10 protein-coding genes and 1 riboswitch are annotated in these 13,517 nt (G+C 52.3%); of the genes, 2 read left to right on the top strand and 8 right to left on the bottom strand.

All coding sequences use genetic code 11. The features are described from left to right. Nucleotides 1–20: 20 nt before the first annotated feature. A riboswitch (Fluoride riboswitch) is annotated at nt 21–102 on the top strand. A 15-nt stretch (nt 103–117) separates the two neighbouring features. After that, a complete protein-coding gene (locus HKD32_RS09110; protein ID WP_061930010.1) occupies nt 118–1,452 on the top strand; it encodes a voltage-gated chloride channel family protein in 1,335 nt (444 codons plus the stop codon). A 2-nt stretch (nt 1,453–1,454) separates the two neighbouring features. Here the strand turns inward: HKD32_RS09110 and HKD32_RS09105 are convergent, their stop codons facing one another. Genes HKD32_RS09105 through HKD32_RS09090 form a run of 4 tightly spaced genes read right to left on the bottom strand, consistent with a single transcriptional unit; the run spans nt 1,455 to nt 5,692 of the window. Beyond that, entirely contained in the window at nt 1,455–1,742 is a 288-nt protein-coding gene (locus HKD32_RS09105; protein WP_156471977.1) for a DUF3325 family protein, read from the bottom strand. Beyond that, a complete protein-coding gene (locus HKD32_RS09100; RefSeq protein WP_194257878.1) occupies nt 1,739–3,202 on the bottom strand; it encodes a PepSY-associated TM helix domain-containing protein in 1,464 nt (487 codons plus the stop codon). The genes HKD32_RS09105 and HKD32_RS09100 overlap by 4 nt, the downstream gene beginning before the upstream one ends. After that, a complete protein-coding gene (locus tag HKD32_RS09095; protein ID WP_228118881.1) occupies nt 3,199–3,525 on the bottom strand; it encodes a hypothetical protein in 327 nt (108 codons plus the stop codon). Before HKD32_RS09095 ends, HKD32_RS09100 begins: the two co-directional genes overlap by 4 nt. Next, nucleotides 3,479–5,692, bottom strand: a complete 2,214-nt coding sequence (locus HKD32_RS09090; RefSeq protein ID WP_382385026.1) for a TonB-dependent siderophore receptor — start codon at nt 5,690–5,692, stop codon at nt 3,479–3,481. Before HKD32_RS09090 ends, HKD32_RS09095 begins: the two co-directional genes overlap by 47 nt. Before the next feature lie 317 nt (nt 5,693–6,009). Here HKD32_RS09090 and shc point away from each other — a divergent pair, with 317 nt between their 5' ends. Continuing rightward, entirely contained in the window at nt 6,010–8,037 is a 2,028-nt protein-coding gene (gene shc / locus HKD32_RS09085; RefSeq protein ID WP_061930022.1) for a squalene--hopene cyclase, read from the top strand. Nucleotides 8,038–8,164: 127 nt separating this feature from the next. Here shc and HKD32_RS09080 read toward each other — a convergent pair whose 3' ends face one another. The 4 genes from HKD32_RS09080 to HKD32_RS09065 form a co-directional block, all read right to left on the bottom strand. Further along, nucleotides 8,165–9,430, bottom strand: a complete 1,266-nt coding sequence (locus HKD32_RS09080; RefSeq protein ID WP_061930025.1) for a serine hydrolase domain-containing protein — start codon at nt 9,428–9,430, stop codon at nt 8,165–8,167. Next, complete coding sequence (locus HKD32_RS09075; RefSeq protein WP_061930028.1) at nt 9,427–10,647, bottom strand: FAD-dependent oxidoreductase; 1,221 nt, start codon at nt 10,645–10,647, stop codon at nt 9,427–9,429. The genes HKD32_RS09080 and HKD32_RS09075 overlap by 4 nt, the downstream gene beginning before the upstream one ends. Continuing rightward, nucleotides 10,644–12,248 (bottom strand): serine hydrolase, encoded by a 1,605-nt coding sequence (locus HKD32_RS09070; protein WP_194257877.1) that lies wholly within the window; start codon nt 12,246–12,248, stop codon nt 10,644–10,646. Before HKD32_RS09070 ends, HKD32_RS09075 begins: the two co-directional genes overlap by 4 nt. Nucleotides 12,249–12,465: 217 nt before the next feature. Next, a complete protein-coding gene (locus tag HKD32_RS09065; protein WP_061930031.1) occupies nt 12,466–13,362 on the bottom strand; it encodes a LysR family transcriptional regulator in 897 nt (298 codons plus the stop codon). Nucleotides 13,363–13,517 lie beyond the last annotated feature (155 nt).

The following is a 13,517-nucleotide window of genomic DNA, read 5'->3' as shown; positions in this document are numbered from 1 at the left end:
TAGGGCGTGATCGCTAGCATCTTCGTAACGGCAATGGATTCTGCCTGACCATTATGGTCGAACCGCTCTCCACGGCGAGATGCTGATGATTCCTGTCAAACCCGCTTCCCCGGAAGCATGACAGGAGAGATGTATCCAATGCGCACACTTCAGAATTTCCCACGACTTCTTCAGATCGCGTTGCATTGGGGACTGATCCTGGCGCTGTTGGGCGTTAGTGTCGGCTCCGTCTGTGCGCTGTTTCTTTGGCTGCTCGATCAGGCGACGCAGTTACGGTTTCTGCATCCGTCTTTGCTCATAGGGCTTCCCGTAGCGGGTGTCGGGGTAGCGCTTCTCTATCAGCGTTACGGCGGCAGAGCTGCGGCGGGTAATAATCTGATTATCGATGAAATTCACAAGCCGGGCGGGGGGGTACCGTTCTGTATGGCGCCTCTTGTCCTGTTTGGGACGGTCATCAGCCACCTCTTCGGCGCTTCGGTTGGTCGCGAAGGAACGGCTGTTCAGATTGGTGGCAGCTTTGCTGCGGCAATCGGGCGGCTGTTTCGCCTCAATGACCGCGCAATGCGCCTCTTTCTGATGGCGGGGATTGCTGCAGGCTTTGGGGCCGTATTTGGAACGCCGGTCGCGGGTGCCATTTTCGGCTTGGAAGTTCTGACGCTGGGGAGGCTGGACTATGCAGCGCTTCTTCCAGTTGCCGTGGCCTCCATTGTTGCGGACTGGACCTGCCATGCCTGGGGTATTCACCATGCAGCATATCATGTTGGTTTTCGGGGTATTCCGTCTGCCGATGGCACGATGTTCCATGTCGATGCGCTGCTTCTTGCAAAAGTCAGTTTTGCCGCCGTGTGCTTTGGTCTTGCCAGTCGGGCTTTTGCTTTGGGCGTTCATCGACTGGCAGGTATTTTTCAGAAACTCTGCCCGCAGGCATGGTTGCGCCCCGCACTGGGTGGAGTTCTGACGATTTTGCTGGTCGGTCTATTGGGAACGCGGGACTATCTCGGTCTTGGCGTGATGTCTCCTGACATTGACGGCGCCAGCATCATGAATTTTTTCGGCCACGGGTATTATCCCTGGAACTGGTTCTGGAAGCTGGTCTTCACGCTGGTAGCGCTTGCGTCCGGATTTAAGGGTGGGGAAGTTACGCCACTTTTCTTCATTGGTGCCGGGCTGGGAAATGCGTTGTCGCCGGTACTTGGTGTGCCAGCAGATCTGCTGGCTGGTGTGGGGTTTGTAGCGGTCTTTGCAGGGGCGGCGAATACGCCTCTGGCCTGTACGTTCATGGCCGTTGAACTCTTCGGGGCAACGGATGTCGTTTACTATGCTGCGGGATGCTTCATTGCCTATCTGGCGTCTGGCCACAGTGGGATTTATCAGGCACAGCGGATTGGAACGCCCAAGACATCGCTTGCGCTCGAACGTTCAGGGGCGGTTTTGCGGGATCTCAGGAAATGAAACTACCGCGATGACCGCTTGCGGGCATTTAAAGCTGTGCAGATCAATGCCGCGAGCAGCACCTCAAGGCTGAGCAGCCCTATCCAGGTTGTCATGGCAACGATCGGAAAATCGTTGTTATAGAATTTCAGAAGCAGGCTGAGCCCCAGAAGTGCAAAGCCAGAGATTTGCAGTCCAAGCCGATAAGAGGCGGGAGGAGATTTTCGGAAGAAAATACCACTGCCACGAGCTGATCCAGCAGCGAGGAGCAGCATTGCGAATTGCCCGCACAGGAAAGACGGTCCTGTCATGTTTGCTTTGCTTTTCCGTTGAGCGCACGGAAGGCGGCGTACCCAAAAGCACTAGAGAAGAACAGGCTCACAAGAGCCGTGCTTTGGGTGACAGGATTGGTCCATGGGCTGCTCACCGCAGCAATGGCAAAGCAGGCAAATGCACAGGTTGTTAGCATCTCGGGCCATGTGCGTCTGGCAGGGCGCACGAGAGCAAACAACAGTGCCAACCCCCAGACAATGAAAACGCATTGCACTTCATGATCTGCACGATGCGCAGACATCGGGGGCAATAGCCTGTTGGCCAAAAAGTAGGATGCGAAGGCGAGAGGCGCGCCAGCCAGCACGCCAACGTTCAGACGATCTGTCAGAACATGCCCAAGATGATGAGGCAGGCGAAGGCGTTTGACAGTCCACAGACGCATTCCGCTCCCGATGACGGCGGTCAGCATCAGGCCGGAAAGGAAATAGAGCCATCGTGTTACGTCGGGTGTGAAGCGTGCAATGTGTAGCCCATACAGAAACGTGTAGGTGCGAACGGCTGGACGCGTCTCGACGTGCTCTCTCATGAGAAGTCCTGTCGTCCCATCGAACGTAAGGCTGCGAGAAAGGGTACTGATGGTACCGTTATTCCCGGCCATAACTGTGATCAGGGAAGCCGCGTCTGAGGGGTTGTAAATATAGACCTGTGAGATTCCAGCTCCTTTGAAGCGTTTTTCAGCCTCTCGCAGCACGGGGAGAACAGACGTCAGATGACCGGGTTTTCCGCTGGCCGGACGGGTCTCAATGGCTGGGTTGAGGTCCGTATAGCCTGCCATGATGTCCTGCTTGTAAACAGCTTGCGGTCCCCATGGCAGTAACATCGTGACAAGAGTGACGGCTCCTGTGAAGGAAATCATCAGGTGGAAAGGAAAAGCGATAACACCCATAAGGTTATGGGCATCCAACCAGCTTCTCTGCCCCTTGTTTGGACGAAAGGTGAAAAAATCTGCGAAGATCCGCCGATGAATGATCAGGCCAGTGACCAGAGCCACGACCAAAGCGAGAGCAGCAACAGCAGCAATCAGACGGCCGTAAGGGTAGGGTAGCTGAAGCTCGAAATGGAAGCGATAGAAGAATTCGCCTCCCCGCGTATCGCGGATACCGTCCGGGCTGCCAGTGAGAGGGTTTAGAGCTTTCTGGATGTAGCTTCCACTTGGCTTTTCCCAGGTTCCAAAGACGTAAGGCGCACGATGGGTGGGGACGGCAAGATACCAGGCCGGCGATTTGGGGGCATGATCTGTAAGCCAGGCTACTGCATGGGCTGTGGCATCAATGGTTTGCACGGGGGCAGTAGGAAGTTCCGGCCGCATCCAGGTACTGATGCTTTCCCTGAAGACGCTGAGGGTTCCTGATAGTGCGATTGCGAACAGAACCCAACCTGTGATCAGGCCAAGACCTGTATGCAGCCATGCCATTGACGCACGGAATGTTCCCTTCATGGGCGCCATCCTTTAAGTACTGCCAGACCTATCAGAGCAAGGAGGGCAACCATGGTGCCTCCAAAGACTTTGCGTCCGTCAGAAATAGCGAAGCTCATCATGAAAGTGACAGGCCAGATCAACAGGCCAACCAGCATCCCCATCATGGCGCGCTCGACCCGCAAGCCTGGTAGCCAAAGGGCAATGCAGATCCCGGCGAAAGCCGAGAGTGCATAACCGCCGGGAACGGCTGCCAAAATTCGGCAGGTCAGATCCCGGCGCTTCAGAGGCGATGATTTACCAGCTATAGCCAATGGTCGCCTGAGCGTTTCTACGCTCTCCATAATAGCAGAATTCCTGACCATAAGAGGCATAGCTCAGGCAGTTGGCAACGAAGTTCTTGTCGAACAGGTTGCGGACGCTCGCTGAAGCGTTCCAGCCACGGAGAGAGTGCGACATCTTTGAGAGGTCATAGCGGATAGAGGCATCGAAAACGGCATACTGTGGAACCCAGACGCTGCCATAGTTCGCTTCGCCACCGTAAGACTTGTTTGTGTAACGCATGCCGCCACCGAAACCGAAGCCTTTCAGCGGGCCGGACGGCAGGGTATAAAACGCAAAGAGGGAGGCATTACCACGACCAGACTGGATGAGTGGCTTGCCAGTGGAATCATCCTTGACCTTCTGGAAGCTGACGGCTGCAGTGAGCATCAGGTTTTTGAAAGGCTCTGCGTGAGCTTCAAACTCAAACCCGTCCGAATGAACTTTGCCACTTTCGAGGCTATATGATGTGTTGGCCACAGCCACGAGGACGTTTGTTTGCTCAATGTGGAAACCAGCCGCACTCAGCAGGATGGACGTTCCCGGAACCTGATACTTCACACCGCCTTCAAGCTGCTTGCCAAGTGATGGATTGGCCTGACGAAGTGTTGCTCCTCCATTGCTGGAAACCAGGCCAGACTGTGGCTGGAATGATGTCGAGTAGCTGATATACGGCGCCAAGCCGAAGTTGAAATGGTAGAGACCTGAAGCACGCCAAGTGATCTGGCTCGGGCTTTGGCGGGTGTCTGATCCGTAAATATGTTCAACCTGGTGAGACCGGTACCAATCGTTCCGAATGCTGCCCGTGAGGATCAGGTGCTTCCAGCGAATTTCGTCCTGACCGTAGGCTCCGATCTGATGAGATGTTGTGTTGTAGCTGATGTAAGGGGCCGCAGCAGGGATGGCCATGTAGGAGTCTGGGTGGAAAACATTCAGATCTGGTGCAGAACCATAGAAGCCCTGTTCCGAGGCGGTCTGCTGCATATAGTCAAAGCCAAACATCAGTGAGTGAGTGAGAGGCCCTGTGTGGACGCGCCCTTTGAACTGGCTGTCGAAGGCCAGATTATGCGTATGTTCATTTGTCCCGAAAGCAGACCGGGCAAGGATGCCATTTGCTTCGTCTGTATAGTAACCGCTGTTATAGACGCTGCGGTATTGTGTTTTAATATCGTCGTAGCGGCCGCGTGACGTGAACGACCAGTCCTTGTTAAAGCGATGATTGAAGATATACGTTATAGAACCATGCTTGCGGTTGAACTTCTCGTAGTTGGCATCACCATCATAGAAATTGCGCGGCAGATAGCCAAAAGATGCGCGCTTGAGAGAGCCAACCAGCGGCACGCCGCCATATGATCCATTTTCGGGATCGTATTGATAGTTACCAAGGATGGTGAGTGTCGTCGGGCCGTCACCACCAAGCGTAAAGGACGGACTGATGCTGAAACGGCGGCTTCCTGTTCTGGCAAGCTGTGTGTGCTGACCGTTGACCGTCCCGTTGATACGGTATCGGACAAATCCGTTATCCGTCGCAAAACCACCGACATCTGCATCTACGCGATACAGGTCAAACATGCCGCCAGTTGCATTGACACCCCCGTAGAATCTCTGGTCCGTCGGAAGTTTGCTGGAGAGGGCCGTCAGACCACCTGGGCTTGATTGGCCATAAATTGCAGATGCAGGACCTTTGAGGATCTCAATTCTCTCTAGTCTTGAAGTGTCAGTCTGGGCGCTGGCGTAACCTGTAGGGCTGTCCTGAAGTTTCAGTCCGTCAAGGAACGTTGGAACCATGAAGCCACGCAGCAGGAATTGATCATATCGCGTGCCTTCGCCGCCTCGCAGGTCAGGTGTGATACCAGCGGCGTATCGCACGGCCTGATTGAGGTTCAGAACGCCTCGGATGTCCATCTCGCTACGGGTGATGACTGTAACGGATTGTGCTGTTTCGACGAGGGGAGTGTCCGTTTTGGTCGCAGAAGATGCCACCGTGGAAGGTTTGCGCCCTTGCACACGCAGGCTCTCAACCGCTGTTGCCTGCGTTGCAGAGGAAGAGACCGGTCGGATCCGGGCAGAGTCTTTCATGTCACCTGCTGGTTCAGACTTTACGATCTGATCTGCTGCGAAGGCTTTACTGCCCATGAGCAGGGACAGGGGAATCACATAAACGGCCCTGTTACGATGCATACCCGACATCTTTACTCGCTCCTGCTTGCGTATGGGTCACGGCTCCTATCGGTATTGAGAGTCATTTGCAAGTAGGATTGGGGCGATGTTTTATCCTTGTCACCAGTGCGGCGAGGAAGCCACACGTTCCGGACCGACAGGGTTGCAGAAATCCAATGAAGGCTCATGCATCAGCCACATGACGTTTGTAAATCTTCTGATTTCTGGACTGGTATAGTCTGAAATGAATTGTCGCTTCTGAGAATATCAGAGGCTGACGCTGTCAGGTAAGACTGATAATAAGCTTTCCGAAGCATGATTTTATATACTGCGTGGGTGTTTGGAGAATGAGTGCACCAATACTCAAAGGAATGAGTAACAGCCTGGCTCATACGGTGTCTTGTGCCTGTGACTGGTTGATTGGGCAGCAAAAGGGAGATGGTCATTGGGTTGGGCCAGTTGAATCCAACGCATCCATGGAGGCAGAGTGGTGCCTCGCTCTCTGGTTTCTTGGTCTGGAAGATCATCCGCTTCGTCCACGACTGGGGAATGCGCTTCTGGAAATGCAGCGGGATGATGGGTCCTGGGGGGTTTATCTTGATGCGCGAAGTGGTGACATCAATGCAACGGTAGAGGCTTATGCTGCTTTGCGTTCTCTTGGCTATTCCGCGAACAACCCTGTGCTTCTCAAGGCCAGTACGTGGATTGCCGAGAAAGGCGGTTTGAAAAATATCCGCGTTTTCACGCGTTACTGGTTGGCTCTGATTGGCGAATGGCCATGGGACAAAACACCCAATCTTCCGCCTGAAGTCATCTGGTTTCCGAATAATTTCGTTTTTTCAATTTATAATTTTGCTCAATGGGCACGCGCAACTCTGGCCCCGCTTGCCATTCTGTCTGCACGTCGACCCAGTCGTCCTTTGCGTCCACAAGACCGTCTGGATGCGTTGTTTCCCGAGGGACGCGAAAAGTTTGATTACACTCTTCCCAAAAAAGACCGGGTGGATCTGTGGTCAAGCTTTTTTAGGACGACTGACAAAGGGTTGCACTGGCTTCAGTCCAGATTTCTCAAGCGTAATACAGTTCGTGAAGCCGCAATTCGTCACATGCTGGAATGGATCATCCGACATCAGGATGCAGATGGCGGCTGGGGCGGTATCCAGCCACCATGGGTGTACGGCCTGATGGCGCTACATGGAGAGGGTTATCCGTTTCATCACCCTGTGCTGGCCAAAGCTCTGGCGGCTCTCGATGATCCGGGATGGCGTTATGACAAGGGAGAAGCATCCTGGATTCAGGCAACGAATAGTCCTGTCTGGGATACCATGCTGGCTCTGATGGCCTTGCATGACGCAAATGCACAGGAGCGCTTTACGCCGGAAATGGACAAGGCGTTGGACTGGCTTCTGAACCGACAAGTGCGCGTCAAGGGAGACTGGTCCATCAAGCTTCCGGATGTCGAACCGGGCGGATGGTCTTTTGAGTATGCCAATGATAGGTACCCGGATACCGATGATACGGCTGTCGCCCTGATTGCACTGTCATTCTGTCGTCACAAGGAAGAGTGGAAGCGTAAGGGGGTTGATGAGGCGATTGATCGGGCCGTGAACTGGCTGATCGCCATGCAAAGCTCTTGCGGCGGATGGGGTGCTTTTGACAAGGATAATAACAAAAGCCTGCTCTCCAAAATTCCGTTCTGTGATTTTGGCGAGGCTCTTGATCCGCCGTCTGTTGATGTCACCGCCCATATTCTGGAAGCATTTGGTCTTCTGGGCTTGTCGCGTGATCTCCCTGTGGTGCAAAAAGCACTCGCCTATGTTCGGTTGGAGCAGGACCCTCAAGGCCCGTGGTTTGGCCGATGGGGTGTAAATTACCTGTATGGAACAGGAGCCGTTCTACCTGCTCTTGCGGCCATTGGTGAGGACATGACGCAACCCTATATTACCAAGGCCTGCGACTGGCTGATTTCCTGTCAGCAGGATGATGGTGGATGGGGAGAGAGCTGTGCATCCTATATGGATATTTCATCCATAGGGCGTGGAAGTACGACGGCGTCTCAAACGGCCTGGGCCTTGATGGGGCTTATCGCTGTGGGCCGTCCTCAGGATTATGAGGCAATTGCCAAGGGATGCCGGTTTCTGATTGATCGGCAGGAAGCAGACGGAAGCTGGACGGAGCAGGAGTTCACTGGCACCGGCTTTCCGGGCTACGGCGTTGGTCAGACGATCAAGCTGGATGACCCGGCGTTGTCAAAGCGTCTGATGCAGGGCGCAGAGCTCTCCCGCGCGTTTATGTTGCGCTATGATATGTATCGCCAGTATTTCCCGATCATGGCGCTTGCGCGAGCCAATCGTTTACTCTCGCAGGACGTATAGGTTCTTAATATTTTGTGAAAAGAGTAAAAAACGAGGGCAGAAACCCTCGTTTTTTTATAGCCTGAAAGGTAATGAATCTTGCTGTCACAATGAGATTATAAGTGCACGTTATGCGAAATTAATTAATCTAAGGTGCTAGAGAAAGCGCATTGAAAATATTTTCTTCCACGGCAGTAAATGAAGAGTTTTTCCCCGGTTTTTCTTGCCCGTCTTCAGGAAAACCGTCTGCGATGAACAGATAACCATCCTGAGTTTTTGGATTAAGCCAGAAGCCTGATCGTAGGCTGTAAGCATCCCCAAGATGTCCTACTATCCCACCGTGATAATCGTTCCATGGCTTAGTGGGATGGCCTGAAGGATCTGTAGCGCCGCTGAGTTGGATAGTGGCCAGACCATAGCTTGCGATGGGGTAAGGGCCTTCTCCATTATGTCCGTCGTACGTCCATGCGGGTTTCAGCATGGTCTGGAGTGACCTGGAAGAAAGTACACTTACACCGTCAACTGTGCCGTCACCGAAGACGAATTGTGCCAAACGGTATAGGCCATCAAGTGAAATGCGAAGACCTCCCTGAGGGGAAAAGATCGTGGCATTTGTACCAATTTTGTAATCAGCAGGTGCCTCGGGGATAAAGCGCCCGATCTTGTCTTTTGTTGCTTCGTATCCGCGGGCAGTGTGTTGATAAAGCGTGGCTAGCCTCTCGGGATGAGGAAGAAGCGCGGGATCGTATCCCCCATCAATGCCAAGGGGCGTCAAGATATATTTTTGTTGGTAAAGATCGAAGCGCTCGCCACTGACCCGTTCGATTATGGTGCCAATCAAGCCGTAACACAGATTGCAGTAGCTGAACCACGTTCCAGGCTGTCGTCCAGGAAGAAAATGGTATGTTGCCATTCCTTTATGGCGTGAGGGATCAAAAAATTCCGAGACAGTATGGTGTGCCGGCATGACGTAATCATCTGCGTCTGCAATGCTGGCGGTGTGGCTCAACAGCATACGCGGCGTAATGACAACGTTCGGAAAGTCGGGATTACGCAGTGTGAAGCCAAGGTAGCGTGATGCATCGGCGTCCAGGTCGATTTTCCTTTTATCGACCAGTTGCATCATACCAATGGTGGTAACGAATTTCGAAACAGAGGCAATCCGAAATAAAGTATCGGAACGGGCTGGCGTACTCTTGAGACCATCCTTGCGTGCAAATCCACCGATATATTGATAGGATACAGCTCCCCTATGAATACGTAAGGCTGCGATTGCTGCCAGAGAACGATTTTCTCCATGAGCCAGAACCTGAGTCAGTTGTGCATCTGTTGTGGGGGATGACGCAGCAAAGGCTGTTGCCGTACTTGTTGCAATGAAAAAAGCACAGAATGTTTGGAAGACATGTTCTCTCATTTCTGAATTCCCTCAGGATGAGCCTGATCAATGAGTTTGGTAATCCGTGCAGCTGATCCGGCCGCGAGAGTAAAACCCAAAGCACCATGCCCCACATTGAACAGCAGGTTCTCGTAGCGACTATGCCCAATAATCGGCACGCCGGTTGGAGTGGCTGGGCGAAGACCCGCCCATGGAGAGTCCGGAAGGTTGTTGGAATTAAGTCCGGGCAGGGTACGCCTGACAAGATGGCGCAGGGAGGTCAGACGTGTAGGGGTGAGAGATCGGTCCTCTGCGCCAATATCAACCATTGCCGCAACACGCAGGGTGTCTCCAAGACGTGCATAAACAACGCGATTATCGTAATCTGTGACGCTTATGGAGGGCAGTTTTTCAGGTGAGGGACGAAGCGTAAGGCTATAGCCTTTGAGGCCGTAAAGAGGGAGGCGTATTCCGAGGGGGGCAACGATTTCTCGTGAGTTCAAACCCGCCGCCAGGACAATTCTGTCCACCGCATAACCGACATCATCCACTGTTAGCATGCAATGCTTGTCTGTTTCCGGCTTGAGTGCAGCTTTGCCCGGTAGGTAACGGAACTGCGGATTGCTCAGAAGGGATGTTTTCAGGGCTTTGCAGAAAAGGTAACTGTCCGCCACTTCGTCTTCTGGTGAAAAAATGCCTCCTGCCAGATCAGGGGCAAGATGGGCGAATGCCGGCTCAATTTTTGCACAGTCTTTGGGAGAGAAAGCCCGTTCCAGAGTAGGGTTCTGAATAGCCGAGACGGCCTTTTGGAAAACCTTGTTCTGACGATACAGAACCAGCTTCCCCGCCTGCCGCCAGAAATATCCTTCTAACCCTTCGGCGCGCCATGTCGCCATTTCAGTTTGGCCTTCAAGTCCAAGCTGTAAAAGTATTTTTGCATTTTTACGATTGGTTGACCGATTACAGGCTGCAAGAAACGATAGCATCCAGCGCCATTGGGTCGGATCAACACGGAGACGAAGTGAAACCGGAGAGCCGGACTTCATGATCCAACCCAGTGCCTGACGGGGGATTCCAGCATCTGCAAGTGGACTCACATAGCGGTAACTGAGCTGGCCTCCATTAGCGTAGCTCGCACCCAGCCCGACATCCTCGTTTTGTTCGATCAGCGTGACGTTATGGCCTGCCCGGATCAGTGCAAAAGCGGTCGAAAGGCCAATGACCCCGCCGCCAATCACCGCAATATGCTGTTTCACTGTGTGGTCTCGCGAGATGAAGAGTTTATTTTGTGGGGATGGAGATCCTGTGCATCGAAACTGAAGTCTGAGCCGAGAAGCTTCATTGTCATCCCCGTCACTTTGCCTTCTACATTTCGTTCAAACTGAACATAGGCGTCATCTTCGCCATCCTGTTCGCGATTGTCCCACCGAACAACAAACAGATCATGAGGCAGCGACCTAAGGGTTCCGCTCAAACCGTCAGCTTTTGAGAAAGTTAGCCGTAAATCATTTCCATGTTGCGTAACGAAGATCAGACCGCGCCAAGCGTCTTTGTAGTCGCCCAGATAGTCCTGCTGCTGTTGCGTGGTAAGTGTCAAAAATGGGCGAGCAGATGAGCCTGGACCGCTTGACGCTGCCAGAGCATCACTTTCAGTATTCGCAGCGTCTTCCTGATGTTTCCAGTAGCTTATCCAATCAGCACTCTGTCCGCTTGCAATACGGGCGCTGAGTGTTGTGGCCAGAGCATATGTAGCGTTGTGGTCATCGTGATTGGTCAGGATTACAATTGCACTCTTCAGTTCAGGAAGAAACGTGACGTAACTGACCATTCCGCCGATAGTGCCAGTGTGCCAAACGCGCTTATGTCCAAAGAAATCTTCCATGAACCAGCCATAGCCGTAAGCACGAAAATGCGTTCCGGTTAAAGCGGCCATGTCTGGCAAGGGAAGGAGGGCATGAGGCGCCCACAGAGCATCACGGCTTTCCGTGCTGAAGATACGCTTACCTTCTGGCGTTTGACCCCCATTAAGATAGATTTGAGCCCATCGCGCCATACCATCTACACTGCACCATATGCCGCCTGCAGGTGCGACAGCAGACAACTGACGTGCAGCCTTTGCGGGTAGGGGGGAATGATCCCCTTGGCCTGTAGCAATATCTGCTTCATCTCGATAAGGAGGTGTAGTCTGACAAGCAGACAGGCCTGCAGCATCAATCAGCCGGGTCTGAACAGCGTCTTCCCAACTCTGGCTCGTCACATGTTCAACAAGAGCGCCCGCGACAACGTATAATAGGTTATTGTAGGCGTATTCACTTCGGAACGGGGCGGTAAAAGGCATATGTTCCAGTCCCGCCAGAACGTCTTTGCGTGTAAACGTACTATGAGAAAATAACATCAGATCACCAGCGCCAAGTCCCATGCCGCTATGATGCGTGAGAAGATCAGAGACGCGAAAATCACGCGTAATCCATGGGTCCGAGACACGGAATTCCGGCAAATGATCAATGACGCGATCATCCCATTTCAGCTTGCCAGCATCTACCAGCTGCGCAAGGGCGGTGGCCGTAAATTCTTTGCTGTTAGACCCGATGGCGAACAGAGTACGGCCATCCACAGAAGCACTCTTGGGATCCTCTGCCCTTTGGCCATAGCCTCGGCTGAAAACAATTTTTCCATTCTGTACAATAGCCAAGGCAATTCCGGGAACCTTGAAGGTCGTACGTGTGCGTTCAACAGTCGCGTCGATATCCTGCACTGTCAGCCCGGACGGGAGTTCTGTAGCGTAAATTGAACGCAAGGGAAGAAGAAATACTCCGGAGAGAATAACTATCCGATACAGACTGTAGCGTGCCTTCATGGTGGCTCCCATGCTCCCGTCATTGCTATCCGGAATGAATGTTACATCTTATAGAGCATGAAAAACGCCTGTATGTCTCATGATGAGATATCTGCAAGCGATAACCTTGGGTTATGCAGGGTTATTTTGAGATAAAATCTAAAGTATTAACTTATGATAATTTTAAAATTAGGACTAAATATTAACAAAATTAAATATAATATAATGAATATTTATTCTAAATAATTTCGTTTAACTTATTTAAGTCACCATCTAGTTCATCTTGCATCAAAACGAGAAGGTCACGAGAAATGTGCGACAATGCATAATCTGCACGATATAGAACCGTACATGTAACATTCAGAGAGGGAGAGAGTGCGCAAGGGCGAGGGAGGCCTGGATGATGCAATACTGTCAGTGCATCTACAATCGCGCAGCCAACGCCGAGGCGGACCAGCTCTGCTGCCATAAAATGTGTGCGAACCCGTATGGCTGGGGTCATCGTCACGCCAGCTTCGTCTAGTGCAATATCAAGAAGATCAGCCGTTGGATCTTTTTCTGAAAGACCCAGATAACGGTGACGGTCAATATCCGTTAAGGCTACGGGGCCATTTTTCATTTCTTTATCAATAAGAACCAGAGGAATATCGCCAATGTGCTGTGCAGTCAGACCTTCCCGGGAGTAATGTCCGAAAACAACACCCAGATCCAAGTCATGATTGAAAATGCGTGATACAATTTCCGATCCGTGTAAGGTGTCGATTGTAACATCCGTATCAGGATGGCTGGCGCAATAGCTGCGAACCACGCGGGGGATAAGGCTTAATCCCAGGCTGGGTACGCACCCCACGCGAATGGAATGTCCATCCCGAGCATAGCGTAGATTATGAGTGAGGCGGCGCAAATCGGAGAGTTTTCCGAAAATGGCATTAACATGCGGGAGCATGATCTGCGCCTCCCGGGTTGGCACCAATCTGCCACCTTTTCGCTCAAAGAGTGCAAAACCAAGAGAGTGTTCTGCGTATCGGAGAACCTTGCTGGCTGCAGGTTGTGAAACATGCAGCACTTCTGCTGCTTTTCGCAGCGATCCAGTTGTCATGATCGCGTAGAAAACTTCGATCTGACGTAATCTCACGATGCATATTCTCCGAGGTGCTGATAGGCAGGGATATCTCCCAAAAAGAGAGGAGTACATCCTTCATAGCTCTGTTATGAGATTTTGGAAATATTACGGAGTCAGCCACCATTTGCGCAGCTTCTTCTTAACCTTAGTCTATCAGTTCCCAAAAA

The organism is Gluconobacter japonicus (genome assembly GCF_015244665.1).
Lineage (GTDB): Bacteria > Pseudomonadota > Alphaproteobacteria > Acetobacterales > Acetobacteraceae > Gluconobacter > Gluconobacter japonicus.
The sequence above is the reverse complement of the archived record's forward strand: the minus strand, read 5'-3'. Positions and strand labels throughout refer to the sequence as shown.